The 25,354-nt window shown below is 60.9% G+C and carries 21 protein-coding genes and 1 pseudogene; 7 read left to right on the forward strand and 15 right to left on the reverse strand.

Features of this window, described 5'->3' with window-relative positions; all coding sequences use genetic code 11:
* Positions 1 to 34: 34 nt before the first annotated feature.
* The 3 genes from HT585_RS27915 (at position 35) to HT585_RS27925 (ending at position 5,055) form a co-directional block, all read left to right on the forward strand.
* On the forward strand, positions 35 to 1,939 hold the full coding sequence (locus HT585_RS27915; protein ID WP_176356048.1) for a sigma-54-dependent Fis family transcriptional regulator: 1,905 nt from the start codon (positions 35 to 37) through the stop codon (positions 1,937 to 1,939).
* A gap of 160 nt (positions 1,940 to 2,099) precedes the next feature.
* Positions 2,100 to 3,176, forward strand: coding sequence for a 2,3-butanediol dehydrogenase (locus HT585_RS27920; RefSeq protein WP_176356049.1), 1,077 nt, complete (start codon positions 2,100 to 2,102; stop codon positions 3,174 to 3,176).
* Positions 3,177 to 3,252: 76 nt separating this feature from the next.
* A complete protein-coding gene (locus tag HT585_RS27925) occupies positions 3,253 to 5,055 on the forward strand; it encodes an NAD(P)/FAD-dependent oxidoreductase (protein ID WP_176356050.1) in 1,803 nt (600 codons plus the stop codon).
* 86 nt (positions 5,056 to 5,141) lie between these two features.
* Here HT585_RS27925 and HT585_RS27930 read toward each other — a convergent pair whose 3' ends face one another.
* The 3 genes and pseudogenes from HT585_RS27930 to HT585_RS27945 all read right to left on the reverse strand — a co-directional run bounded on the left by HT585_RS27930 (position 5,142) and on the right by HT585_RS27945 (position 8,889).
* A complete protein-coding gene (locus HT585_RS27930) occupies positions 5,142 to 6,548 on the reverse strand; it encodes an NAD(P)/FAD-dependent oxidoreductase (protein WP_210270593.1) in 1,407 nt (468 codons plus the stop codon).
* A gap of 4 nt (positions 6,549 to 6,552) precedes the next feature.
* The gene (locus tag HT585_RS27935) at positions 6,553 to 6,930 is read right to left on the reverse strand and encodes a cupin domain-containing protein (protein ID WP_176356051.1); all 378 of its coding nucleotides are present in this window, start codon (positions 6,928 to 6,930) and stop codon (positions 6,553 to 6,555) included.
* A gap of 75 nt (positions 6,931 to 7,005) precedes the next feature.
* Positions 7,006 to 8,889 (reverse strand): annotated as a pseudogene (locus tag HT585_RS27945) (amidohydrolase).
* Between the two features lie 40 nt (positions 8,890 to 8,929).
* Here HT585_RS27945 and HT585_RS27950 point away from each other — a divergent pair.
* Complete coding sequence (locus HT585_RS27950; RefSeq protein ID WP_176356054.1) at positions 8,930 to 9,826, forward strand: helix-turn-helix transcriptional regulator; 897 nt, start codon at positions 8,930 to 8,932, stop codon at positions 9,824 to 9,826.
* Positions 9,827 to 9,879: 53 nt separating this feature from the next.
* On the opposite strand, the gene HT585_RS27955 is transcribed toward HT585_RS27950, so the two are convergent.
* From HT585_RS27955 to HT585_RS27970, 4 genes are read right to left on the reverse strand one after another with little or no spacing between them, the layout of a single operon-like run.
* The gene (locus tag HT585_RS27955; RefSeq protein WP_176356055.1) at positions 9,880 to 10,674 is read right to left on the reverse strand and encodes an ABC transporter permease; all 795 of its coding nucleotides are present in this window, start codon (positions 10,672 to 10,674) and stop codon (positions 9,880 to 9,882) included.
* A gap of 9 nt (positions 10,675 to 10,683) precedes the next feature.
* On the reverse strand, positions 10,684 to 11,568 hold the full coding sequence (locus tag HT585_RS27960; RefSeq protein ID WP_210270594.1) for an ABC transporter permease subunit: 885 nt from the start codon (positions 11,566 to 11,568) through the stop codon (positions 10,684 to 10,686).
* Positions 11,569 to 11,579: 11 nt separating this feature from the next.
* Complete coding sequence (locus HT585_RS27965) at positions 11,580 to 12,647, reverse strand: ABC transporter ATP-binding protein (RefSeq protein WP_246707978.1); 1,068 nt, start codon at positions 12,645 to 12,647, stop codon at positions 11,580 to 11,582.
* A 39-nt stretch (positions 12,648 to 12,686) separates the two neighbouring features.
* The gene (locus tag HT585_RS27970) at positions 12,687 to 13,793 is read right to left on the reverse strand and encodes a polyamine ABC transporter substrate-binding protein (RefSeq protein ID WP_176356057.1); all 1,107 of its coding nucleotides are present in this window, start codon (positions 13,791 to 13,793) and stop codon (positions 12,687 to 12,689) included.
* 292 nt (positions 13,794 to 14,085) lie between these two features.
* On the opposite strand from HT585_RS27970, the gene HT585_RS27975 reads away from it, so the two are divergent.
* The gene (locus HT585_RS27975; protein ID WP_176356058.1) at positions 14,086 to 14,442 is read left to right on the forward strand and encodes a hypothetical protein; all 357 of its coding nucleotides are present in this window, start codon (positions 14,086 to 14,088) and stop codon (positions 14,440 to 14,442) included.
* 149 nt (positions 14,443 to 14,591) lie between these two features.
* Here the strand turns inward: HT585_RS27975 and HT585_RS27980 are convergent, their stop codons facing one another.
* From HT585_RS27980 to HT585_RS28000, 5 genes are all read right to left on the reverse strand, one after another.
* The gene (locus HT585_RS27980) at positions 14,592 to 15,620 is read right to left on the reverse strand and encodes a carbohydrate kinase family protein (protein WP_176356059.1); all 1,029 of its coding nucleotides are present in this window, start codon (positions 15,618 to 15,620) and stop codon (positions 14,592 to 14,594) included.
* Positions 15,621 to 15,630: 10 nt separating this feature from the next.
* Positions 15,631 to 16,833 (reverse strand): trans-sulfuration enzyme family protein, encoded by a 1,203-nt coding sequence (locus HT585_RS27985; RefSeq protein ID WP_176356060.1) that lies wholly within the window; start codon positions 16,831 to 16,833, stop codon positions 15,631 to 15,633.
* Positions 16,834 to 16,880: 47 nt separating this feature from the next.
* Positions 16,881 to 17,717, reverse strand: coding sequence for a carbohydrate ABC transporter permease (locus HT585_RS27990; RefSeq protein WP_176356061.1), 837 nt, complete (start codon positions 17,715 to 17,717; stop codon positions 16,881 to 16,883).
* Positions 17,718 to 17,720: 3 nt separating this feature from the next.
* Complete coding sequence (locus tag HT585_RS27995; protein WP_176356062.1) at positions 17,721 to 18,623, reverse strand: carbohydrate ABC transporter permease; 903 nt, start codon at positions 18,621 to 18,623, stop codon at positions 17,721 to 17,723.
* A 73-nt stretch (positions 18,624 to 18,696) separates the two neighbouring features.
* Positions 18,697 to 19,950, reverse strand: coding sequence for an ABC transporter substrate-binding protein (locus HT585_RS28000; RefSeq protein WP_176356063.1), 1,254 nt, complete (start codon positions 19,948 to 19,950; stop codon positions 18,697 to 18,699).
* A gap of 147 nt (positions 19,951 to 20,097) precedes the next feature.
* On the opposite strand from HT585_RS28000, the gene HT585_RS28005 reads away from it, so the two are divergent.
* Both HT585_RS28005 and HT585_RS28010 read left to right on the forward strand, forming a co-directional pair.
* Positions 20,098 to 20,955, forward strand: coding sequence for a MurR/RpiR family transcriptional regulator (locus HT585_RS28005; RefSeq protein WP_176356064.1), 858 nt, complete (start codon positions 20,098 to 20,100; stop codon positions 20,953 to 20,955).
* Between the two features lie 20 nt (positions 20,956 to 20,975).
* Positions 20,976 to 21,653: a phosphoribosylanthranilate isomerase gene (locus HT585_RS28010; protein ID WP_176356065.1), complete on the forward strand. Its 678-nt coding sequence runs from the start codon at positions 20,976 to 20,978 to the stop codon at positions 21,651 to 21,653.
* A gap of 279 nt (positions 21,654 to 21,932) precedes the next feature.
* On the opposite strand, the gene HT585_RS28015 is transcribed toward HT585_RS28010, so the two are convergent.
* The 3 genes from HT585_RS28015 to HT585_RS28025 all read right to left on the reverse strand — a co-directional run bounded on the left by HT585_RS28015 (position 21,933) and on the right by HT585_RS28025 (position 25,347).
* Entirely contained in the window at positions 21,933 to 22,943 is a 1,011-nt protein-coding gene (locus HT585_RS28015; RefSeq protein ID WP_176356066.1) for a fatty acid desaturase, read from the reverse strand.
* A gap of 285 nt (positions 22,944 to 23,228) precedes the next feature.
* Entirely contained in the window at positions 23,229 to 24,035 is an 807-nt protein-coding gene (locus HT585_RS28020) for a phosphate/phosphite/phosphonate ABC transporter substrate-binding protein (RefSeq protein ID WP_176356067.1), read from the reverse strand.
* Between the two features lie 310 nt (positions 24,036 to 24,345).
* The gene (locus HT585_RS28025; protein WP_176356068.1) at positions 24,346 to 25,347 is read right to left on the reverse strand and encodes a TRAP transporter substrate-binding protein; all 1,002 of its coding nucleotides are present in this window, start codon (positions 25,345 to 25,347) and stop codon (positions 24,346 to 24,348) included.
* Positions 25,348 to 25,354 lie beyond the last annotated feature (7 nt).

Raw genomic sequence — 25,354 nt, forward strand, 5'->3', positions numbered from 1 at the left:
TGGAGGAGCATGGCAGCGACGCCATCGAAGTTCCATGGTTTCACATTCAGAACATGTCCGCGAAATCGAGCGGGTGGGACAGGGCCTGGCAACGGGACGCGACGATGTCGTCGTCAAGTCGTGGCTGCGGTGTCTCGATCAGCACAAGCTGGATCCGGCGCAGACCTGCGAGGCCTATATCCTGCCCGAACTTCGCCTGCGTGAGCATCGGCAGGAAGCCGAGGATCTCATCAGGATCGCGCGCTCGGGCCTTGAAAACCTCTACAATCAGGTCGCCGGACAGAACTACGTGCTCCTGCTTTCCGACAGGCAAGGCGTGACAGTCGAGTTTCTGGGCGATCCTTCGTTCGACAACAACCTGCGGCGTGCCGGCCTCTATCTCGGATCGGATTGGGCGGAAGCGCGTGCGGGCACATGCGCGGTCGGCGCCTGCCTGGAGACCGGCGAAGCGCTGACGATCCACCAGAGCGACCATTTCGACACAACGCATACCCCGCTCTCCTGCACCGCAGCGCCGATCTACGACACCGAAGGCGGTCTTTCGGCCGTTCTCGACATTTCGCTGCTCAGTTCCCCGATTCTGAAGGCGAGCCAGAATCTTGCGCGTCACCTCGTCGCCGCTACCGTGCGGCGTATCGAACTCGCCAACCTGATGGCTCGCACGCGCCATGAATGGGTGCTGCGTTTTGCCCGCTCGCCGGAGTTCCTCGACGTCGATCCTGAGGCGGCGATCTCGATAGACGGGCGCGGCCACATCATCGGCATGACTCATGGCGGCGCCCGTATCCTGGCCCGCTCGGCAGGCCTCGACTGGCGTGATCCGCAGAACCTTATCGGGCAGCCGATATCGCGCTTCTTCGATATCGGCGTTGATGGCCTGGTTGACTTGACGCGCCGCAGACCGACGGAGGAGCGGCTTTTGACCGCCCGGGACGGAAACGCGCTGTTCGCCCATGCAATCGAACCGCAGTTTCCGGTTGGCCGGTCTGCCGGCAAGATCACAACCCTTTCGGCCACGCGACGGCTCGGCGGCGCTGTACCGGTCATTACCGCCCTTGAGGACCGGATCGCCAAGCTGGCGCCAACCGCCCTGCCGATCCTTATCCAGGGCGAGACCGGCTCGGGCAAGGAGCATCTCGCCCGGGTCATCCACGACAGCAGCCGCCTCAAGGGCAGGTTCGTTGCGATCAACTGCGCAGCGTTGCCCGAACATCTTATTGAGAGCGAACTCTTCGGATATCTGCCCGGCGCCTTTACCGGCGCATCGCCCAAGGGGCGCAAGGGGCTGATAGAACAGGCGGATGGCGGAACCCTGTTCCTCGACGAGATCGGAGACATGCCCCTCGCCTTGCAGACCAGATTGCTGCGGGTCCTGGCGGAACGGGAAATCCTGCCGCTCGGCGGGGCGGAACCGAAGCCGGTCAACCTGCGCATCATCTCGGCGACGCACCGACCGCTGCAACAGCTGGTTCAGGAGGGACGGTTCCGCGAAGACCTGTTCTATCGCCTGAATGCCGCCGTGTTCCAAATGCCGCCGCTTCGCGACCGTCCGGATTTCGAATGGTTGCTTGCGGCACTGCTCGACAGGCACCGGACCGAAGGGCCACCGTTGCACATTTCGGCGGACGCACTGGCCGCACTGAAAGCCCATGGCTGGCCCGGCAACATTCGCGAGTTGAACAACGTCCTGGCTGTCGCGGCTGCCGTTTGCGACGACAGCAGGATCGAACTCATCGACCTGCCGGAACACCTCATTGCCGCGCGGACAAGCAAGGCGGAGACGTCCACCCCAAGCCGACAGGCCGACGACGGCGCGGCGCTCGAGATCTTGCTCTCGTCCTGTGGTTGGAACATTTCCGAAGCGGCCCGACGCCTGGGGGTCGATCGTTCCACGGTTCACCGCCAGATCAAGCGCCACGGGCTGCGTGCCAGTCACTAGCGTGCAACAGGTGTGGTGCAACACCTGTTGCAGCCGCCACAGGTATCCAACTTCAACAATCACACTTATGTTTCTGATTATAAATATCAATCAATCCTGATCCAGTTCTGGCACGTGCCTTGCTCCGTATTGTCGCGACAAAAGACAGAACGGAGGAAACATGCGCGCACTCAGATTTCATGCCGCCAAGGAACTGCGGCTTGAGCAGATCCCACCGCCCGATCGCAATCCTGGGCCGGGTCAGGTTCTCATCCGCAACCGCTTTGTCGGCATCTGCGGCACGGACCTGCACGAATACGCCTACGGCCCGATCTTTATTCCCAAGGAGCCACATCCCTACACCGGCGCCCATGGCCCACAAGTCCTCGGGCACGAGTTCGGCGGCGTCGTCGAAGCGGCTGGCGACGGCGTCAGCACCGTCGCAGTTGGAGACCGGGTCTCCGTTCAGCCGCTGATCATGCCGCGAGCCGGCGACTACTTTGCCGATCGTGGCCTCTATCACCTCAGTACGGATCTCGCACTCGCAGGGCTCAGCTGGCAGTGGGGCGGGATGGCGGACTATGCCACGCTCAACGAGTACAACGTCCAGAAGATCCCGGATGCCATGAGTGACGAGGAGGCCGCGCTAGTGGAACCGACTGCGGTTGCCGTCTATGCCTGCGATCGCGGTGGCGTGACCGCAGGAAGCAGTGTGCTCGTCACCGGTGCCGGGCCAATCGGGATACTGACGCTGCTGGCAGCAAGGGCAGCCGGCGCCACACAGCTATTCGTCTCCGATATCAACGATGCGCGGCTCGCCTTCGCAAAAGCGATCCTACAGGATCTGATCACGATCAATCCCAAGCGTGACGCACCCGGCGACGTCGTTCGCGCCATGTCGGAAGGCAATGTCGGCTGCGATGTCGCGATCGAATGCGTTGGCAACGAACATGCGCTGAAGGCCTGCGTAGATGCCGTGCGCAAACAGGGCGTCGTCGTCCAAACGGGACTGCATCCGCACGAGAACCCGCTCAACTGGTTCCAGGTCACCTTCAAGGACATCGACCTGCGCGGCTCCTGGGCATACCCGACCCATTACTGGCCACGCGTCATCCGGTTGATCGCATCGGGTCTGCTGCCCGCAAGCAAAGTCGTGACGAACACCATCACTCTTGATCAGGCCGTTGCCCAAGGTTTCGACGCCTTGCTGGATCCGGCCGGAAAGCAGCTGAAGATCCTGATCGACCTTTCGAAATGACCCCATAGCAACGTCGGGAAAGGAGGAGCTTTCCCGACGTTGCGACCTGACATTCGAGCAAAACGGAGGAGATACCATGCTTGAAGACAGCCCCAACACGAAGATAGACGCGGCCCTGGCGAAGCTCGGCAAGGCGCTGGAGAGCGGTGATATCGAAGCGGCAGTCAACCTGTTCCAGGCGGACTGCTACTGGCGAGATCTGGTCACGTTCACCTGGAATCTGCGCACGATGGAGGGGCATGATCAGATCCGCGACATGCTGACAAGCCAGTTGAACACGATCAAACCATCCCGCTTCCGCCAGGATGAGACGGAACTGGCGACGGATGGCGACGGCATCACGCAAGGCTGGTTCGAGTTTGAAACCGATGTTGCCCGTGGCTATGGCCACACCCGCCTGAAAAACGGCCTGGTCTGGACGCTGCTGACGACGATGAGCGAGATCAAGGGACATGAGGAACCCAAGGGCCTGAAGCGACCGATGGGAGCGGAACACGGCCATGACCCCAATCGCAGGACCTGGAGCGAAAAGCGACAGGACGAAGCAACGCGCCTCGGCTACGAGACGCAGCCCTATGTGGTCATCGTCGGCGGCGGCCAGGGCGGCATCGCGCTTGGCGCGCGACTGCGCCAGCTCGGCGTACCGACGATCATCATCGAGAAGAACGAAAGGCCCGGCGACAGCTGGCGCAAGCGATACAAGTCACTCTGCCTGCATGACCCCGTCTGGTACGACCACCTGCCCTACATCCCCTTCCCGGAGAACTGGCCGGTCTTTGCGCCGAAGGACAAGATCGGCGACTGGCTGGAGATGTATACCAAGGTGATGGAGCTCAACTACTGGAACTCGACCGCCTGCAAATCCGCCGCCTATGACGAGGACAAACAGGAGTGGACAGTTATTGTCGAGCGTGACGGCAAGGAAGTGGTGCTGAGGCCGAAGCAGCTTGTGCTGGCCACGGGCATGTCCGGCAAGGCGAATGTGCCCAAGTTCAAGGGACAGGAGACCTTCAGGGGCGAGCAGCAGCATTCCTCGCAACATCCGGGACCGGACGCTTACAAGGGCAAGAGGGTGGTCGTAGTCGGGGCCAACAACTCGGCCCATGACATCTGCGCGGCTCTGTGGGAGGCCGGCGCCGACGTCACCATGGTTCAGCGCTCCTCGACCCACATCGTGCGCTCGGATTCGCTGATGGAGATCGGGCTTGGCGACCTCTACTCCGAGCGGGCCGTCGCCGCCGGCATGACGACACGCAAGGCCGACCTCATCTTCGCCTCGCTGCCCTATAAAATCATGCACGAGTTCCAGATCCCGCTCTACGACAAGATGCGCGAGCGCGACGCCAAGTTCTATTCAGACCTCGAAAAGGCAGGCTTCATGCTCGACTGGGGCGCCGACGGCTCCGGCCTGTTCATGAAGTACCTGCGCCGCGGCTCGGGATATTACATCGATGTCGGCGCCTGCGACCTCATCATCGACGGCTCGATCAAGCTGAAGTCCGGCTCGGACGTCGATCACCTGACTGAAACGTCGGTGGTGCTCAAGGACGGCACCGAACTGCCGGCGGATCTGGTCGTCTATGCCACCGGCTATGGGTCGATGAATGGCTGGGCGGCTGATCTCATCAGCCGCGAGGTCGCCGAAAAGGTTGGAAAATGCTGGGGGTTGGGCTCCGACACGCCAAAGGATCCCGGCCCGTGGGAAGGGGAACAACGCAACATGTGGAAGCCGACACAGCAGGAGGCTCTCTGGTTCCACGGCGGCAACCTGCATCAGTCGCGGCACTATTCGCAGTATCTCTCACTGCAACTGAAAGCCCGCCAGGCCGGCATCGAAACACCGGTCTACGGCTTGCAGGAGAGCCATCACCGCGGCTGACGCCTTGAGGACTGGCCGGAGCGGAGTATCTGGCCAGTCCCGTCATACGGCTCGCGCCTATGAACTTCAGGCGGGCTCCGGCACACTCAGCTCAATGGAAAGCCCATTGCCGAAACCAGCCTGAGCCATGGCTTGCGCCATCCGCCCTTTCGGTCGGCAGTATCGAGCGCGTACATTGTGACCTGCGCCCCGAGCCAACGAAAGGGTTCGGGCGGCACGACGTTGGGCAGTTGCGTTGCAAAATCCAATCTGCTCTCCGAAGTCTTCGAGCCGTCGAGAATGTCGAGCGCGATGCGCGCGCCGAACCTCGAAGCGGAGACCCCAAAACCCGAATAGCCGCCGGCATAGACGACCTTGCCTGAGTGATATCTCTGGAAATGCACCGCCATGCGCGTGCTGAGATCGATCGGGCCGCTCCAGGCGTGAGTGAACCGAAGACCCTGCAATTGCGGAAACGTGTCGAAGAACGCAGCGGCCAGGGGCTCGTAGGTCTGGACATCGCTATCGACGCCCGGTGACGTGGTGCCTGCAAAAGCATATCCGAGCCTCCCACCGAAGATGATGCGGTTATCCTTCGTCAGGCGCATGTAGTTCATCTGGGTCCGGGTGTCGTAGACACCCTGCCGGTTCTTCCAGCCGATCGACGTCATCTGCTGCTCAGACAACGGTTCGGTGGCAAGCACCCGATCCCGGATGGCGACGACGCGGCGCCTGATGCCCCGATGGCCGGAGGCAAACGCGTTGGTGGCGAGCAAAACCTTGGGTGCCGTCACCGAGCCGAACGGCGTTTTCACCTCGATCCTGGCTCCAACCTCGCCGAGCGACAGCAATTCCGTATTCTCAAAAATCTCGACGCCGAGGGAAAGGGCGGTTCGTTTCAAACCCCAGGCGAGCAAGGCCGGATGGACGGTGCCGCTGATATCCTTCGACCAGATGCCGGCCTTGTATCGCGGCGATCCGATCTGCGCCTGGACGGCGTCCTGGTCCAGAAACACGGCCTGATGCCCGTATTGGAGATGCAACTCGTGTTCCCTGTGCAGGGCTTCGATATGATCTGCATCCACTGCGACTGTCAGCTCGCCACCCCACTCCGCGTGACAGTCGATGCCATGGTCGGAAAGGGTCTGCATGAAACCATGCATGTTCTCCTTGCCGAGCCGCTCCAACTCGGCAATGTCGTTGGGAAACACGCGCACCGCATTGGACAGGCCGTGCATCACCGATGTGGAGACGACGCCGCCCGGCCGCCCGGAAGCGCCGTTGGCGACGGCGCCTTTCTCGATCAGCACCACATCGAGATCCGGCTGGGCCTGCTTGGCCTGGATCGCCCCCCAGAGCCCGGTGAAACCGCCGCCGACGATCAGCAAGCCAGCCTTTCTATGGGCCGTCAGCGGCGGCAGCGGTTCGGGCGCATCCGGCCGATCCAGCCAGAACGGCGACATCGTCACGTCGGCAAGGGATGTCACCGACGATCTTTGCATTGGGTGCAGCATGAGTTCACCCGTCGGTCTTTGCGGTGTGCAAGACGTAGACCTTGCGCATCGTCGCCAGCACCTCAAACCGAACCTCCACCCCCTTTGGCAGCACATAGCTTTCGCCCGCTTGAAACGTCTGCACCGATCCGTCCGGGCTGGTGATCGCGACCTTGCCGGAAAGGATGACGCTGTACTCCACCGCATCGGGATAGGAGAGCATTTCCGCATAGGGCGTCGATTGCCATGTGCCGACGACGATCGAGCCGTCGGCGCTCTCGAAATGGACATCGCCCATCTCGTCGGCAAAACCCGAAAGGATCGCCTCAACCGGTACGACGCTGCACTTTTCCAGCTCGCGCAGGCCGACGCCGTTGCGATCGATTTTCACTACCTTGGTCATGTATGCTCCTGAATGCATGGTCAGCTGTTGGCGGGACGCAAACTCACCGGTCCCGCCGGATGCGATAGGGCATGGCTATTTCGCCCGATAGACTTCCGTTCCCGCGACATATGTCGCCTCGACGTGCCGCTTTCGAATGGACCGGTCGACGGGGTCAGGCAGCTTGGCATCGAGCACGACGAAATCAGCCCATTTGCCGGTGGAGATCGAGCCGATCTGGTCGGCCCATGGCGTCATGTTGGCGCCGGCCTGGGTGTAGGCGAACAGCGCCTCGTCGAACGTGACAGCCTGCTCGGGATGCCACGGGCCGTCGCCAAGCCCGAAGGGGCTTTCGCGGAAGACGGCATCATTGATCTGGGTCAGCGGGCTTAGCGGCGATGTCGCCCAGTCGGATCCGAACACGACCGGAACTTTGTGCTGAAGCATCGATTTCCAGACTTAGGCATGGGACTCGCGCTCATGGCCCACACGCTCAGTGATGTATTTTCCGATCGTGCCGGTGGCATGGTTCGGCTGCATCGACGCCACGATGCCGAGCGTTTTGAACCGCTCGATATCGGAGGGATTGATGATCTCGATATGCTCGACGCGGTTGGGATACTTGGCGTGTGATTGTGCCTTTTCGAATGCGTTCAGCGTCATCTGCACGCCGGCATCGCCGATCGCGTGAACGGCTGTCGGGAAGCCGCTTTCATTGGCGGCCTTGATCAAGGCGCTCAGATCCGCCTCCGACTGGAATGGCTCACCCTTCCATCCCGTGCGGTCCGAGTAGTTTTCCAGCATATAGGCCGTGTGGGTCGATAGCACGCCGTCGACGACCGACTTGGCATAGCCGACCGTCAGAAGCGGACCCTTGACCTTCGTCTCACCGCTGGCAGCGACACGACTGTCGACGGCTTCACGATCCTCTGCCGCCGCCGGGATGTTGGCGGCATTGTCTTCGAAGAAGCCGTACCAGACCCGGAGTGACAGGGACTTGTCCTCGACGAGTTTCAGATAATCGTAGACGGCGGCAATGGACGACATATCGTGAACGCCGGTCAGGCCGACGCTGTTTGCAAACTTCACGGTCTGCAGCAGCGCCTCGGCGCGTTCCTTGTCGGAATAGGCCGGCTGCTTGTTGGTGACGAGGTCGCCGGCGCCTTCGAGCAAGATCCCGGTCGGTTCCCCGGTCTTGGCGTCGAGAACGATCTCGCCGCCCGCAGGCACCTCGGATTTTGCCGTGACGCCGGCGATTTCCAGTGCCTTGCTGTTCACCCAGATCGAGTGGAAATCGATATCGCGGAGAACGACGGGGCGGTCTTTGACCACGGCGTCGATGTCTTCCTTCGTCGGAAGCTTGCCTTCCTTCAGCGTATAGTCCCAGCCACCTCCGGTGATCCACACACCCGGCGGCAGGCGTTCGTCCGCCTCCTTGATCCTCTTCAACCAGGTTTCCTTGTCAGGGATGTAGGAGAGGTCGACGCCGGTGACATAGTCCGTGCCGCTCGTCAGATGGGTATGTCCGTCGATGAAGCCGGGCGTAACCGTCTTGCCGGCAAGGTCGAGCACCGTGGTCTTGCCGTCGGCGAGCGCCCGGATCTCGGCGCTGGAGCCGACTGCGACGAACTTTCCGTTCTCGACCGCGAAGGCCTCGGCGCGCGGCGTGTTCGGATCGACGGTCCGCACGTCGCCGTTGACGGCGATAAGATCGGCGGCTGCTTTCGCAACCGTAAAAGATGACCCGACCGCTAGCGCGGCGAGCATGGTGCCAGCCAGAAGCTGGTTCAGCAGAACCGTTGTTTTCTTGATGCGCACGTCTTTCCCTCCCGAGGTCCGAACAGATTGAAGCGGATGCATGGAGTAAGCGGCAATGCGGCCATAAGCGGAATACTCCAAAGGGCTAGGTCCGCCGATCGGCGACCACGGCAAACAGCCGTGCCCAGTCCGAAACAGGCTGAGGCCGTCTCTTGCGGCCATTTTCAAACTGACCTACGCTCGCGCGAGGGAGGATGCAGGCATGAATGGGAGTATCGCGACGAGCGAGCCAGGCGCGGTGACGCAGTCACCTGCGATCAATGAACTGGCGATGTCACTCATCGGCAATATCGGTCGAATGGATTTCCAGGAACGCCTGGCCGAAGCGCTGAAGCAGCATGTTTCCGTGGATGCAGGGCTGATCCTGCTCTATCGCGGTGAGAGCGCACCGAAGATACTCTTCAACGATTGGCAGACGCATCGCGGCCTGTCCGACATCCGGCATTACCTTCAGGGGCCATACCGGCTCGATCCATTCTATCAACTCGCGGTCGAGAACGAGGATGATGGGCTTTATCGCCTGAGCCAGATCGCGCCTTCGTTCGATCGCACGCAATACTACCGCGAATATTACCAGCACTCCGGACTTCACGACGAGTTCAACTTTATCGTCAGCCTCGACGATGCCTCGAAGATCGCGATCTCTCTCGGCCGCAAGCGGACGAGCATCGCCTTCAGCGAGCAGGAAGTGCAACTGCTTGAGAGCCTTGCCCCGATCTTGCGGACGGCGGTGATCCGCCATTTCCGCGACCTCAGGCCCGAGACACTGGATGGCGAGGGCTCCGCGTTGCAGAAGGCGCTTGCCCAGGCGATCGGCAATTTCGGCCGCAGCATCCTGACGGAGCGCGAATGCCAGGTCGCTCAACTCGTGTTGCGCGGCTATTCCGTCAAGGGTGCCGCAACGCAGCTCGGCATCTCGCCGGCAACGGTTAAGCTGCACCGCCGGAACCTCTATTCCAAGCTGGACATCACCTCACAGACGGCGCTGTTTGCGCTGTTCATAGACGCAGTCTCCTCAGCCAGGAACGTCTATGAAGACCCGCTTTCGGGCTACCTCGCCAAGCGCGGGCAGCTGACGGGCGAGCTCGCCTGCAACTGACAGGGGTCTGCTGCAGGCTAACGAACTCTTGTGGTCTTGAGTTGCTCGACCGCCTACACAGCAAGGCTGCTCTTTGCCGAGGGCCTGGAAACGATGCGTGACGCCACCAGGCCGAAGACGACGACGCCAAGGATAAGCGTCGAGATGGCGTTGACCTCAGGGGTCACCCCGAACTTGATCTGCGAATAGATTTTCATCGGCAAGGTCGAGGCCCCGGGCCCCGTCGTGAAACTCGATATCACCAGATCATCAAGCGACAGCGTGAACGACAGCAACCAGGCCGAGACGAAGGCCGGCAACATGTTCGGAACCGCGACCTTCATGAACGCCACAAATGGCGGGCAGCCGAGATCTCTTGCGGCTTCCTCCAACGACGGGTCGAGTTCGACCAGCCGGGATTGCATCACCACGGCCGCAAAGCACATGGTGAAGGTGGCATGGGCAAGCGTGATCGTCACCGGGCCGCGATCGATACCCAATGTCACGAACATCAGCAGCATCGACACGCCCATCACCACCTCCGGCATCACCATCGGCGCCACCAGCATGCCGTTGAAAACATGATGGCCGCGAAAGCGCCGAATTCTCACTGCCACGATCGCCGCGAGCGATCCGAGCACGGTCGCAAGGGTTGCCGAGATCGCCGCCACGAGGAAGCTGATCTTCGCCCCCTCGACGATCGACTGATTGCTGATCGCGGCCGTATACCATTGGGTGGAGAACCCGCCCCAGACTGTGACCAGCCGCGAGGCGTTGAAACTGTAGACGACCAGAACCACGATCGGCAGGTAGAGAAAGGCGAGCCCGGCGAAGATGGAAAGCCGGTTGAACCAGGATGGCTTGGGCATAGTCGCTCCTCACTTAGAGGTTCGAGACAAACGTGTCTGAAACAGGACGATGGGTATCACCAGGATGGCGAGAAGCAGCACCGTCACTGCCGATGCCACCGGCCAGTCCCGGTTGTTGAAAAACTCCATCCAGATCGTCCTGCCGATCATCTGGGTGTCGGCGCCTCCCAGGAGATCCGGCACGACGAATTCACCGATGACCGGGATGAAGACCAGCGCAGAGCCGGCGGCAACTCCCCTGAGGCTGAGCGGAAACGTGACGCGCCAGAACGCCGCCAGGCGCGAACATCCGAGGTCGCGCGCCGCCTCGATCAGGGTGCGGTCGCTGGCACTGAGATTGGCGTAGATCGGCAGCACCATGAATGGCAGGTAGGTGTAGACGATGCCGATATAGATCGCGGTCTCGGTGTTCATGATCCGCAAAGGCTCGGAAATGATGCCGAGGTTCAGGAGCAGCGAGTTGAACAGCCCGTCGTTGCGCAGGATGCTCATCCAGGCATAGACGCGGATCAGCATCGAACTCCAGAACGGCACGATAACCAGAAAGATGAGAAAGGAACGCGTTTGCGGCGCGCAGCTTGCAATGCCGTAGGCCAGCGGATAGGCGATCGCCAGCATCAGCGCCGTCGAAATCGCCGCCACTTTCAGGCTGGTGAGATAGGCAAGCAGATAGGTATTCTCGCCCACGACGAAGATGAAATTCTCAAGGTTGAGGCGAATGCTGAGCAGCGATCCCTGCCATGCATAGAGCGGCTCATAGGGCGGCATGCCGAGGCGAACGGACGAGAGGCTGATCGCCAGCACGAGCAGAAACGGCATGAGAAAGAAGACAGCGAGCCAGCCATAGGGGACGAGCACCAATGCGCGTCGGCCCAGATCGGATTTTGATTGCATGATGTCGTTCCCTAATCGGCCAGCAGGCGGGCGGCCTGCGGCATCCATGAGGCAAACACGGTGTCGCCCACCGACAGATCGTCCTCGGCACCCAGGTTGACGCGCAGCGCATCCAGCGTTGCCCCGCTCTTGAGGCGAACCCTGTAGTGCCGTCCCGATCCAGCGTAGCTGAACTGTTCGATAACGCCCTCGAGACCGTCGCCCTGCCTGGCGAGCTCGACCCTCTCCGGCCGCACCGACACCCAAAAGCGTCCATTGGTGGAAACATGGTCCGCGGCGGTGGCAAAGACCGAACCGCCCGCCTCTGCACTTTCGACGGCCAGGTCGTTGCCCGAACGTCTGGTCGCGCCACCTTCGAACACGTTGGCCTCACCGAGGAATTTCGCGACATAGCGGGAGACCGGTGTTTCGTAGACTTCGGCAGGCGATCCGATCTGCAGCACCTTGCCCTGCCGCATGATCGCTATACGCGATGACACTGTCATGGCCTCATGCTGGTCGTGGGTGACGATGATGAACGTCAACCCTAACTCACGCTGAAGCCTGACCAGTTCGTGCTGCGTTTCCGTGCGAAGGTTCTTGTCCAGCGCACCGAGCGGCTCGTCCAACAACAGCACCTTCGGTCGCTTGACCAATGCCCGTGCCAAAGCGACCCGTTGCCTTTGCCCGCCGGACAGCTGTTGCGGCTTGCGATCGAGCAACGCGGTCAGTTGCAGCTTTTCGGCCACATCACTGACGCGCTGCCGGATCTCAGCCCTTGCCAGCCGGTCCTGCGCAAGGCCGAAGGCAATGTTCTTGCCCACCGTCAAATGGGGAAACAGGGCATAGGATTGAAACATCATGTTGGTTGGCCGGCGATGGGCCGGGACGTCCGTGACCTCTTCCCCATCAAGCCGGACGGCACCGGATGTGGGCGTTTCGAAGCCGGCGATCATGCGCAGCAAGGTCGACTTGCCGCATCCGGATGGACCAAGAAGCGAGAAGAACTCCCCCTTCCCGATGCCGATAGAAACGTCGTCAACGGCAGTGAAGAAGCCGAATGATTTGGAGAGGTTCTCGATGGATACGTAAGATTGCAATGCGAGTGTCCTTCTACTTCCGCTTCTCAGGCGACGTGCTCAGCTGCCGGCCCTGAACGCGGTCCATACCCGTGTCCTCTCGCGCGCCTGGCGCGGCGGCAGTGACTTGTCTACGAAGAGCTTGGAGCGGACTTCAGCGGGCGGATAAACGTTCGGATCCGTGCGGATCGCCTCGTCGACGAGAGGAGTCGCTGCGGCGTTTGCATTTGCGTAGAATACGTGATTGCTGATGTCGGCGACGGTCCTCGGCTCCAGAACGTAGTCGATGAAGGCCATGGCTTGCTCGGGATCGGGCGCATCGGCAGGCACGGCCATCGTGTCGAAGGATATGATCGTGCCTTCCTTCGGGATCGAATAGCTGACCGCGACACCATTGTTGGCTTCGCCTGCACGGGCTGCAGCGATGCCCGCGTCGCCGCTCCACATCATCGCCAGGCAAAGCTGGCCGGATGCCATATCCGCCACCAGTTGACCGCTCTGCATGTGCCGGATGTACGGGCGCAACGTCAGGAGCAGATCCTTGGCCTTGTCGAGATCTTCCTGCTTTGTCGAATAGGGATCGAGACCGAGGTAGTTCAGGGCGATCGGGATCACTTCGTTGGGCGCATCGACGATGCCGATGCCGCAATCTTGAAACTTCTGCGCCAGTTCCGGCTTGAAGAACATGTCGAGGCTGTTCGTCGGTGCGTTGCCCACCCGCTCTTCGACGAGCTTCAGATTGTAGGCGATCCCTGTCGTCAGCCACATGTACGGAACGAGGTACTGATTGCCGGGGTCGTGTTCGGCAACGAGCTTCAGGAGGTCCTTGTCCAGGTTGTCATAGTTCTTGAGGCTGGAGGTATCGATCGGCTTCAGGGCACCCGATTGGATGAGCCGCTCGCCGACGGTCGCGCTCGGAAAGGCAACGTCGAAACCACTTCCGCCTGCCAGCAGGCGCGTCTCCAGCACTTCCAGCGAATCGAAGAAATCCACACGGGCGTCCACGCCCGTTTTCTTGGAGAAATTCGAAACCGTATCCTCGGCGAAATAGTCGGAGAAATTATAGATAAACAGCTTCTCACCGGCCTTCGCTCCCCCCTGCCCATAGAGCAAGGCGATCGAGGCGATGGCAACCGAGTGCAACAGCGAACGGCACGTACCAGACATGTTCCCTCCCAAGGCAGAATAGCCTTTGTTTTCGGGAAAACCTGCTGGGGTAACGGGGAAGGGTCAACACTCCCTTTGGCTAGGCTGGGCAGCGGTTCGGTGGCGCAGCACATGACCCGAGGCACTAAAAATAGCCATATTCCCAAGTCTCTTAGTACAACCATACCGCGTCGAATAGTGGCACATGTTAGGAGGCTTTCACTCGAAGCCTAGGTTGCCTGCGGGTTAGATTTGCACCTGTTGGCAACGGCGCGGTAATGGCTTATACAAACCGCGCCAAGGGCAATTTCCGATGAAAAAACTGAGCCTATTTGTTTCCCTGGCATTCACGATTGCGCCGCCGGTGGCATCTGCCGAAGCCAAACCCTGCCCGCGGGAAGAGGCAATCTACGCCTACGATTGGGAAGACGAGGATGCAACCCGGACAGTATTCAAGCTGCAGGTAGCGCAGCGATCGGAACTCCCCCCTCGCGCGCAGGAAATCAGCTTTGAAACATGGCGCAAAGACAAGCTCGTCTGGTCGGTCGACGGCGAAATTTCTTGTTCTGATGTCGTGCCGATGTGCAATCTGAAGCTCGACAGAACCGCACACTCGAGCACCGATGAAGAAAGCGACCAATGCGCCGCCTTCCCTCTTGCTGTCGAGTAAATCAGGGAGCAGGGCGAGGTCACCCATACCGTATTTGGAGGCCTCACGGCCTATTCTTTGAGCTGCGCAGAAGGCCTGGCAATCCGTGTCGCGAACGAAGACGCTCTGACCTCCTTCGAGCGAACAGAGAAGTACTTTGTGCTGCCAGCCTATGTTCGGTTTGAATCCTGCAAGGATTGAGGTTTGCAGAGTTGCGATCGTGCCCGCTCTTCGCTCGGGCCTGCTCTTTCAAGCCCGTTGCCACTGTCGACACCAATTAGTGCCATCACATCCGCCAGCGCGGGCATCGACGTCCCTGCTCCCTGGCGCGTCACCGCAACGGCTCCAAAGGCGTTGGCAAGCCGACAGCATTCGGAGCCGGACAAACCCGACACACGACCGATGATATGGCCTGCCGCAAAAGCGTCGCCGGCGCCTGTCGTATCAACGGCATCGACGGAGAACCACGGCGCGCTTTCAACCCCAGATTTTTGGTAGAGCGACGATCCCGCGACATCGTGTTTGAGAGCGATGCGTTTTACGCCCTGATGCAGGAGGGACCTTATTGCCTCTTCCGCCGGCATGGCGGTGCCTCCGCCCGCCAACGGCGCAAGATCGGTTCGGCCCAGCACGATCATGTCGAGTTTCGGCAGCAGATTGCGCACATGCGGGGCAACCATCACGGCAACGCCGGCCGGAACGTCCAGGGTGACGGGCACCTGGAACTGCTGCGCCAGTTCGATTGCTCTCATCGCCGCGTCGGATTGCGGGCTTTGCAGCAGGGCATAGCCGGAGAGATGGAAAAGCGCCGCCCCCTCGAACACATCGTCTGAGATGAAGGTCGGTGACAACTGGGCATTGGCCCCGCGATAGGCAAACATCGTCCGCTCACCGCTCTTGCCGACCGTCACGATGTTGGTTTGCGTCGGCTCGATAGGGTCCCGCCCGATCCACGCCGTCGAAACGCCGGTCGCTGCAAGCGACGACAGTGCCTGTTGTCCCCATGCGTCCTGCCCCACCCTGCCGATCAGCCGGCAGTCGTGGCCGGCGCGCGACAGCGCGATGGCCGTATTGGTGGCGGAGCCGCCCAGCATGTGCCGCTGGGCGGTTGCGATAGCCTCTTCTCCCTCGAGGGGATACTCGGGAATATCAAGAACCAAGTCGATATTGATATCGCCAAGGAGGACGATCGCTGCCATTTCGCAATCCCTAGAGGTCGATGTGCATCTGTTCGATTGCCTGATCTACGTCGGCGATGATGTCGTCAACATGTTCGATGCCGACAGAGAAACGCACTAGTCCATCGACCACGCCCATCGCCTCGCGCTCCTGGCTGGGGATATCCAGAAAGGCCATGGTCGCCGGCATCTGCGTCGTTGTGCGCAGTCCGCCGAGGCTTGCCGCAAACGAGCCAAGCTTCAGCCGCTTCAGAAGGCGCACGCCAGAAGCCTCGTCCTCGACGCAGAATGACAGCATGGCGCCTCCGCCGCGCAACTGCTCGCTGGCCGAGGCATGATTGGGATGAGAAGGCAGCCCCGGATAGAAGACGCGCTTGACCTTCGGATGAGCTTGGAGATGTTTGGCAAGCGCCAGCGCATTGGCGCACTGCTTTTCCAGCCGCAGCGCCAGCGTCTGCGCGCCGCGCAGCAACAGCCAGGCATTGAACGGCGACAGCGGCGCGCCGAGCTTGTTGAGTGTGTTCCAACGCACGTCTTCCAGCCAATCGGCCGGCAGGATGTCGGACTTCAGCGTGATGACCCCGCCAACCGCATCATTGTGGCCGCCGATGAACTTGGTGGCGCTTTCGACCACGACGTCGACGCCGAACTCGTGCGGACGGCACACGGCCGGAGAGGCGAACGTGTTGTCGCAGATCACCACGATGCCACGCGAGTGGGCGAGTTCCACCAGCGCTTTCAGCGGCGGAACCTTCATGGTCGGGTTGGCGATCGCCTCGACATAGAGAACCTTGGTCTCATCGGTGAACGCGTTTTCGACCGCCCGGACATCGGTGCAGTCGACTAGGCTGACCTTCAGCCCGAAATCGCCGGCGCGGTGATCGAAGAACTCGTGCGTGCTCGAATAGGTCGTGAGATCGGCGACGATATGGTCGCCGGCTTTGAGGATGCCGAACAACGCATGCGAGATCGCCGCCATTCCCGATGCCGTCGCCAGGCAGGCCGTACCGCCAGTCAACTGGGCGATGTGCTCCTCGAACTTGTATTCCGTCGGGTTACCGCAGCGCGAATAGATATTCACTTCCTTGCGCGCGCCGGCGACGATCTGGTCGTAGATGTCGCCGCCATACTGGAAGTTCGCCGACATGTAGATCGGGTAGCTGATCGATTGGGAATGCTCTTCCGGCGTATAGAAGACTGCCCGGCTGGCAAAATCGAGCTCTTTAGGCGACATGAAAATTCTCCTGCATTGGACGCGGGCTTGAGCCCGGTCATTAACGGCTATTCCTTGACGGCACCGCCGAGCAAAGCGGCGGTGATCTGGCGTTCGAAAAAGATGAAGAGGACAAGCGGTGCGATGGCGGCGATCAGGATGGCCGCCAGCATCACCGGGTAGTTGGTGATGTGCTCGCCGACGAAATCCGTAAGCCCCACGGGGAGCGTCTTGCGCGCCGGATTGTTGATGAAGACGACGGGAAACAAGAAATCGTTCCAGACCCAGATCATGTTGACGATGGCCGCGGTGAACATCGCCGGGCGCGCGATCGGCAGCGCTACCTTGGCGAAGATTGACCATTCGGAGGCACCGTCCATGCGCGCCGCGTCGAAGAGTTCGCGGGGCAGCGTGTTGAAGAAGGCCTGCATGATGAAGATGGTGACCGGCACGTTGAAGGCGGCGGTCGGCAGCACGACGCCCATATGGGTGTCGAGCAGCCCGGCGCCGCGGAGCATCACCACCAATGGTACAAGCGCGACATAGGCGGGGATTGCCATGGCCGCCGTCAGGCTGAGTTCGACCGCCGGCATCCAGCGGGGCCGATAGACCGAAAGGGCATAACCCGCCAGGGTCGCGACGGCCACAGTGAGAACAGTCGCCCCCGCCATGATCAGCAGCGAATTGACCGCGTAGCCGCCAAGCGCACCGCCGCTCCAGGCGCCGACATAGGCATCAAGCGAGAAACTGGTGGGGAACGACCAGACCGAGCGCATGAACTCCTTGTTGGTCTTGAAGGTGCTGTAGATCATCCAGATAAACGGGAAGATGACCAACAGCACGTGCAGGGTCAGGAGAAAGAGCACCACCGTGTTGGTGGCTGTCCAGCGGCGAACGGCTGCCATTGCTTACGTTCTCCCGCCGACGCCGGTTCTTTTCAGATACCGGAAGACCAGCCACGCGCCGATTGCCGTGAGCATCATCTGCGTGAAACCGATGGTGGCTGCGTACCCCATCTCGAAGCTGCCGAACCCCATCTTGTAGAGGTAAGTGGAGACCACCTCGCTCGCGTGGTTCGGGCCACCATTGGTCAGCACAAAGACCAGCGAGAAAGTCTTGAGCGAGCCGATGATCGCCAGAAGCGAATTGGCGCGCACCGCGTCCCCGACCATGGGAATGGTGATCGAGAAGAACTTGGTGAAATGGCCGGCGCCGTCGATCTCGGCGGCCTCGTAGACGCTTTCGGGCACGCTTCTCACTGCGGCCACGAAAAGCAGGACGTAAAGGCCGAGATAGGTGAAGCTCATCACCACCACCACGGCCGAAAAGGCGGTACCGGATTCGCCCAGCCAACCACGCTTCAGGCCGTCCAGACCCAACGCGCCAAATGCCGCGTTCACCAGGCCGAAATAGGGATTGTACATGAAGCGCCAGAGCAACCCGATGCAGATCTCGCTGACCATCACCGGCACGAGATAGAAGAACAGTAAGATCCGGCTGAAGGCGGGCACGATGCGCACCAGGCAATAGGCGATGCAGAGCGCCAGAAACACCTGAAACACCATCGCCGAAAGCGCGACGAGGAGATTGCGGCCAAGAGCCCGCCAGAAGATCGGGTCGCCGGCAAGACGCACGAAGTTACCAGCCCCCTCGAACACCGGCGCCGACGCCCCGTCCCAACGGAAAAGCGAAAGCCAGCCAGCATAGATGACGGGATAGGCGACGAAGGCGGCAAGTAGCAGAAATGCTGGCGACAGAAACAGGAACGCCGCTCTGTTGTGGCTGTTGGCAAAGCCTTTGCTGGTACTCATCGTTCTCGGGCTCCATGGAGGGTTTGCGCGGCGAGCGGCTTGCCGCGCAAACGGGTCATGTTGCTAGGGTCTGCTACTTGTCGGCCCGCAGCGCATCCTCGAGGCGCTTGGCCGCATCGGCCGGCGGCACGGAACCGTCGAGCACGCCCTGGAGCGAGGTGTAGTAGATATTGGTCGCGGCCGGCGGCATCGCCGTGTCGTAGAAGGGATCGAGGTGGCCTGCCTCCGCCATCAGCTTGCTGCTGATATCGAACAGGACCGGGCCCGCAGCCGCCTCGGTCGTGGCGTCCTTCACCGTCACCATCGTCTTTCGCAGCTCGACATACTTGGTCATGACCTGGCTCGACGTCAGGAACTTGAGCAAGGTCACGGCATCGGCCTTGTTCTCGGCTTTCTCAGAGATGCCGAACGTAGCGGCGACACCGGCCAGCACGTCGGACTGGTCCCCTGCTCCACCGGCAACAGTCGGGAAGGCGAAGTAGCCGAGCTCGAAACCTTCCGGCGCATCGGCGGACGCGCCGATCTGCCAGGTGCCGTTCAGCATCATCGCCGCCTGGCCGTTGAGGAAGAGCATGTTGGCTTCCTGGTCGCCCATGCCGTTGAAGCCGATCGGGAAGTAGCCCTTGCTCGAAAGCGCGGCCACATGTTCCAGCGCCTTGGTGCCCTCGTCGCCAAGCGCGGCTTTGGCATCCTTGTTGACGAAGGCAGAGACGACGCCGGAGCCCTTCAGGCGCATTTCGAGGTACTGGAACCAGAACGTCGCCGGCCAGGCATCCTTGTTGCCGAGCGCAAACGGGACGATGCCCTCACCCTTGATCTTTTCGGCCAGCGCCAGAAGCTCGTCGTAGCTCGACGGCACTGCCCAGCCATTCTCCGCAAAGAGCGCCTTGTCGTACCAGAACACGACGGAATCGACATCGACGGGAACGGCGTAGGCATGCCCATCCTTACTTGTCTGCGCGAGCGCGCTTTCAAGGAAGCTGGCGCCCCAGCCGTCCTTGGCCAGATCCGCATCGAGCGCGTACATCTGCCCGCCGTTGACGAAGGCGTTCAGGAAACCTCCAGGCAGCGTGTAGAAGACGTCTGGCGGATTGCCGGATGCCATGGCGGTATTGAGCTTGGCCTTATAGGCCGACTGTTCGGCCGCAACGACATCCAGCTTAATGTCGGGATGGGCCTTGGCAAATTCATCCAACGCGAAGTTGATGAAATCGACCTTGTCCTGCTGGCCGGCATAAGCGTGCCAGAAAGAGAGTTCACCGGCCGCGGCCGGAAGAGCGGTCAGCACCATGGCCGCACCGGCAATCAACAAACGCTTCAATCCCATGACATCCTCCCAGAAGTCCAGCAGCGCATCTCTTCGCGTTCATGCAGTGATGCCACATCATACAAAGCGTGTCTATAGTGACACCACAACATGATTGTGCTAGCCTCTTCGCCGAGGCTCACCGCAAACCTGAAGAAAGCCCCGTCAATGACCAATGATGCGCGAGCCAACAACAGCACCCCAGCCAGCAGCCGGCTTCGAAGCGTGCTGCCGAAATTGTCCGATTCCGAGCGTCGCGTGGCGCTCTGGATGCTAGACAACAGCGACAGCGCCATCCGCCAGTCGATGTCGGCCATCGCCCAGGCCACGGATGTCAGCGATACGACCGTGCTGCGCATGTGCCGCACCGCCGGCTTTGAAGGGTTCACAGATCTGAAATTGGCGTTGGCCCAGGAACCACGCACCGTCCAAACCGCGACATCGACCGAACCGCAAACAAGTGATCTGCAAGCAGCCACCCGATTGTTTCGCGCCATCGGCCAGGCTTTGACCGATACGCTCGGCGTTCTCAACGAAAGAATCCTCGCCGAGGCGATCGATCTGATGGCCGGCGCCAGCCACATCTTGGTCGGCGGCGTCGGCGGATCCGGTATCGTCGCACAGGCGTTTTACCAGCGCTGTATCCGGCTGGGACTTCGTTGCGATGCGCCGGTCGATTCCCAGCTGCAGATCATGCATGCGGCCCTGACCGGACCAGGCGATCTCGTGGTCGCCATTTCCTATTCGGGCATCACCAGCGATCCGGTTCTCGTACTGCAGGAAGCCAAGTCACGTGGCGCCTCGACGATCTGTATCACCGGAAATAGCAGCTCACCCCTGGCCCGCCTCGCTGACGTCGTGCTTGTCAGTGTCTCGCATGAGCAAGGCAGCGAACCGATGGCAGCCCAGATTGCGCAGATGACATTGGTCGATGCGCTCTATTCGGTTTTTGCGGCACGCAATGCCGAACGCGTTCAACTCACCGAGGAGCGCATGGTCAAAGCGATCCTTCCGAAATCAATCTAGCGAAAACAACGAGCAAGGCATTGAAAACACAAATCTATACCATGCAGACGGTCGCCGAGGCCATTGCTGCGGCCGGGGTCGGCGTCGACTATCTCGGTGTCACGCCTTCGAACCGAGGCCTGCCCGGCGAGATCTCGTTCGCCAAGGCACGCGAGATCACGGATGCCCTCAAGGGCAAGGCAAAACGGGTGGCGCTGTCGGTTGAGAGTGATCTCGAGGCGATCGTTGAGATGGTTGACGCGGTTCAGCCCGACGTGCTGCACCTGTGTGGCGATATCGAGCTCGTGACGCCGGAACACGTCAAGACGCTGCGCACCAGACTGCTGGCGAAGCATCCCGACCTGCAGATCCTCCAGGCCATTCCGATGACAGGTCCTGAAGCGCTAGACCACGCCGCTCGCTTCGAGCCGTTTGCGGACATTTTCATCCTCGATTCCGTCGCCGCCCATATCGGCGGCATTGGTGCGGCCGGCGTCACTCATGACTGGTCTCTCAGCCGCGAGATCGTCAAACGCAGCAAGCGGCCGGTGATCCTGGCGGGCGGCCTCAAGCCTGAGAACGTCTTAGCTGCGATCGAGGCTGTGCGCCCCTGGGCGGTGGACTCGCTTACCCATACGAACTTCCCTCTCCCGGAAGGCGGCTTTCGCAAGGACATCGACAAGATCGCCGCGTTTGTGGCAGCGGCAACGCGCGCCTGAGCTTACGGTCAAATGCTTTCCGGCGCGCAACCGCGTTGCGCGCCGTCGGCCGACACCCTTCGGCCTTGACGTCATCTTTTGTCTTCCACCTCGCCACGGCCGAAATGCCTGAGCCGACCGCTTGGGCTGTGCCGTTCTCTCAACGGACGAATGGCCGGGCTCCAACGCCGGGCGTGAAGTGACCGAGTTCATTTGCTGTTCGCGGCCGTTCTTCCTGACGATTGCAGCCAACCGTGCTTTAGCAAGGCTGGCGGTGCACGGCGCATCGCAAGCAGAGTTCTACGCCAGCTCTCTCTCGACAATGGAAACTCCGGCGTGCTCGGTCATCCCGTCGGCGGTCCCGGATCCGAAATGCCGATGAAGAGGATGGCGCGGATCATCGTGCGGGCGGAACAAGAAACGTCGGGCGACGTCGAGATAGCCGTCGTAGACCAGGCCACCGTTGACAGCGATGAGGGCGTCCCTGTCTCGGCGGTAGAGCATTGGTATCCGATACCAGGGAACTCCAGGCCGCTTGTGATGCAGCACATGGAGATTGTTGTAGAGAAACAGGAGCCCGAACAATGGGCTGTTTTCGACGATCGCCGTGCGCTCGTCGTGGTGGTCGGCATAGCGATGCTCGGCATAGGAACGCAGCCTGGTGAGCGCCGCTCCGACATAGACGAAACCGAAGACGTAGAGCCACGGCGGCATGCCGCAAACTTCGCTCACCCAGACGAGGATGACGGCAACACCGAGCGCATGTCGCAACCAGATTACCGCCCGCCGTCGGTCACGGTTGAGCACCAGCGCCGCTTCCTGTGCCAGGAAGCTGGCAATCATGACGATCGGCCCGAGGGTCAGCCGACCCAGTAACGTGGTATTCCAGGCTGCCAGCAACCGGCCGATGCCTCCCATGCGCTCCCAGGCGGCTTGGGTGAAATAGGACGATTCCGGATCCTCGATCGGATCGGTCAGGTGCTCGTCGCGGTGATGGGTCAAGTGCCCTTCGCGATAGATAGCATAGGGGAGCCAGAGCGACAGCGGCGGCCAGCCGATCGCATCATTGACGAAGCGGTTGCGGGTGGGATGCCCGTGAATGACCTCATGCTGGAGCGATCCGTGCCAGGCGATCAGCCAACCGCCGAGACCGATCACAGCCACTACGGGCAGCGATTGCCAAAACCAAGTCAGGGCAAGAAAACCGCCGTAGATGATGATCGACAGGGTGACCGTTTGCCATTCGACACGGGAGGTTGCGGAAATTGTGGATTTTAGGGGAAGCGTGTCGTCCGGCTTGTGATTGATCATGAAACGAATTCCAGGAAGAAAGCGAATGGATGCATGCCGCCAATATAAAATCCGGGTACGGCAAAGCGCGCCGCACCGCTTTGCAAGCAAACGGGAATATGGAAAACCCGGTTGCGTAAACAGCCGTGATTAGAGAATATATATTCTATGCACTTTGTAGATTATTGACCCGATGGCCATAGGGGTGCTTTGACCCCGCGCGAGCTGCCGGATACCGGCTCTGCAAGCTCTGTTCGCACGCCTCCTATGCCACTTCCCGCCTCCAGGGAAACAGGCCGCCCTGCCTCACCCGATTGCCGGGTAACCTTGGCGCGCAGCATCGCGATCGAAGTCCGCCAGCACCTCGTAGTCGGCATCGCCGAGCAAGCTGATGCCCTGCAGCGAGAGCGTGTCGCAGACTTCGGCCAGCTCCGGATCGGCTATCGTTTCCGACAGGGCCCGGCGCAGGATCACCAGGTTCTTTGCCGGCGTCGACATGGCGGTGATGAAAGGCAGGCCCGGCCCTTTGGCCGTTTCAGCCAGCACGCGTAAGCCAGCGACGCGATCGGGGTCGAAGCGCAGGGTGTTGCCGAAAGTCACGCAGTCGATCGCCGCCACATTGGCCGCCCCACTCGACACGGCATCCATGCTTGCCAGGTGGCCGCCGGTCTCCAGCACGCTTGAGAAGAACCGGCCATCGACGGCATGAGGCGCCACAAAGGCGCGAAACAGGTTGTATCCGGAATTGCTGCCGACCTCGTTGATCGCTGCGCGCCCACCGCGCAGATCTTCGATCGACGTCGCGGACGACTGAGCATTGATCACGATGAAACTGCACTTGAGTGGACCGTCACAGCCAGGAAGCCGATAGACGGGCGATGCGACCAGCTGCACCTTGCCTCGCAGATGCTGGACATAGGGATATCCGCAGGTCTGGCTGAACAGCAAGTCCGGACGTATCCACGCCTCGTTGTAACGGATGTCTTCGTCAAGCACTTCCGGCGCCTCCAGCCCGTAGGCCCGGATGCGCTCGCCGAGTGCGCGCCAGAACAGCCGCGTCGCCTCCGCGACCGGCGGCGGGCTGGCATACATTGCGAGGCTGGCGAGAGACATGGCAGAACTCCGGAAAAGCACGTCAAAAACCTATGCAATGCATAGAATAAAATCGCAATGCGGTTTCTGCGGCGAAAGCCGTCTGGCGGGCCTTTCCGTCGCCGGCAAACGCATCCCTCGGGAGATCGGAAATGCGGCAGACCTTCCGCGGCTTATCAAGGCGTTCAGGCGACGCCGCGGGTAATGACGGGTAGGCTTCATACCATGTGCAAGCGCGTTCGTTCTCGCAGCCGAATAGCCTGCTCGGGAAAGCAGGCTATTGCTGTCAGCAGCATCTCGGGCTTCCGCCGTGACCGGCCGTGCGACCAGATTAGGAAACGGCCTGCACGGACTTGATCTTCTCGATGCCTCCAACGATTGGGGCAAACTCGTCCCAAACGCCGTGCGCACCCTTCTGCCACTCGTCCAGTGCTTCCGGCTTCAGGACTTTTCCGCCGTTCTGAATGGCAAGCTCGATCGACTTTGCTTCGTCTTCGACGATCAACTGGTTGAAGTAAGCCGCCCCCTCCTTCGAAGCCTGTTCAAAAACGGACTTCTGTTCATCGTTGAGGCGACTCCAGAAATCGGAGGAATAGTAGACGACGCCCGATGCCCAGATGTGACCGGTTTCGGTCAGGTAAGGCACCACTTCGTAGAGCTTGAAGCCGGCATAGGCCGACTTGGTGAGGTCCATGGCATCGGCGACGCCGGTTGCAAGTGCGTTGTAGGTCTCGGTGATCGGAATGCCGATCGGCGTCGTGCCGAAGGCGCTCCAGAGCTTGGTGTGAAGCGGACTTTGAATGACCCGAATGCGCTTACCTTGGAGCTGTTCGGGCTTCATCACCGGCTCTTTGGTCAGCAGATGACGGGCACCATAGTTGATGAAGTCGGCGACGACGAAATTCTGCGCCAGCAGTTTCTGCTTGAGGTCGACGCCGATCTCGCCATCAACGCTCTTGCGGACATGGTCGGCATCGCGAAACAGAAACGGCAGGTCGAGCAATTGCAGCTCCGGTGCCCAACCGGACAGCGAAGACACCGTCGAAAGGCTGGCCTGGACCGAGCCAAGGCGGACACCTTCGGCGACTTCCTTCTCACCGCCGAGCGCGCCGCTCTTGACAATGTTGAAGCGGAACTGTCCGGGCAGCCTAGCTTCGACCAGTTCGCTGATCTTCAGCCAGATCTTCGTCTCCGGCTTGTCGTCGCCGAAGAGCGAGGCGATCGTGATCGCCGTGGTCCGGGCCTGGGCGGGGCGCAGCACGGCGGGCGACGCAAGCGCGGCACCGGCAAGGGCGGTCGTCTTTAGGAAGGCACGTCTGTTGAAAGCGTTCATGACGAAG

Source organism: Ensifer oleiphilus (assembly GCF_013371465.1).
GTDB lineage: Bacteria > Pseudomonadota > Alphaproteobacteria > Rhizobiales > Rhizobiaceae > Ensifer > Ensifer oleiphilus.

Coding starts and splice junctions, on each gene's coding strand:
- HT585_RS27935 (WP_176356051.1), bottom strand. CDS start 6,930: ATGACCAAGGTAGTGAAAATCGATCGCAACGGCGTCGGCCTGCGCGAG.
- HT585_RS28025 (WP_176356068.1), bottom strand. CDS start 25,347: ATGAACGCTTTCAACAGACGTGCCTTCCTAAAGACGACCGCCCTTGCC.
- HT585_RS28020 (WP_176356067.1), bottom strand. CDS start 24,035: ATGTCTCTCGCCAGCCTCGCAATGTATGCCAGCCCGCCGCCGGTCGCG.
- HT585_RS27990 (WP_176356061.1), bottom strand. CDS start 17,717: ATGGCAGCCGTTCGCCGCTGGACAGCCACCAACACGGTGGTGCTCTTT.
- HT585_RS27995 (WP_176356062.1), bottom strand. CDS start 18,623: ATGAGTACCAGCAAAGGCTTTGCCAACAGCCACAACAGAGCGGCGTTC.
- HT585_RS27950 (WP_176356054.1), top strand. CDS start 8,930: ATGAATGGGAGTATCGCGACGAGCGAGCCAGGCGCGGTGACGCAGTCA.
- HT585_RS28015 (WP_176356066.1), bottom strand. CDS start 22,943: ATGATCAATCACAAGCCGGACGACACGCTTCCCCTAAAATCCACAATT.
- HT585_RS27925 (WP_176356050.1), top strand. CDS start 3,253: ATGCTTGAAGACAGCCCCAACACGAAGATAGACGCGGCCCTGGCGAAG.
- HT585_RS27955 (WP_176356055.1), bottom strand. CDS start 10,674: ATGCCCAAGCCATCCTGGTTCAACCGGCTTTCCATCTTCGCCGGGCTC.
- HT585_RS27960 (WP_210270594.1), bottom strand. CDS start 11,568: ATGCAATCAAAATCCGATCTGGGCCGACGCGCATTGGTGCTCGTCCCC.
- HT585_RS27985 (WP_176356060.1), bottom strand. CDS start 16,833: ATGTCGCCTAAAGAGCTCGATTTTGCCAGCCGGGCAGTCTTCTATACG.
- HT585_RS28005 (WP_176356064.1), top strand. CDS start 20,098: ATGACCAATGATGCGCGAGCCAACAACAGCACCCCAGCCAGCAGCCGG.
- HT585_RS27970 (WP_176356057.1), bottom strand. CDS start 13,793: ATGTCTGGTACGTGCCGTTCGCTGTTGCACTCGGTTGCCATCGCCTCG.
- HT585_RS27980 (WP_176356059.1), bottom strand. CDS start 15,620: ATGGCAGCGATCGTCCTCCTTGGCGATATCAATATCGACTTGGTTCTT.
- HT585_RS27920 (WP_176356049.1), top strand. CDS start 2,100: ATGCGCGCACTCAGATTTCATGCCGCCAAGGAACTGCGGCTTGAGCAG.
- HT585_RS28000 (WP_176356063.1), bottom strand. CDS start 19,950: ATGGGATTGAAGCGTTTGTTGATTGCCGGTGCGGCCATGGTGCTGACC.
- HT585_RS27915 (WP_176356048.1), top strand. CDS start 35: ATGGTTTCACATTCAGAACATGTCCGCGAAATCGAGCGGGTGGGACAG.
- HT585_RS27930 (WP_210270593.1), bottom strand. CDS start 6,548: ATGCTGCACCCAATGCAAAGATCGTCGGTGACATCCCTTGCCGACGTG.
- HT585_RS27975 (WP_176356058.1), top strand. CDS start 14,086: ATGAAAAAACTGAGCCTATTTGTTTCCCTGGCATTCACGATTGCGCCG.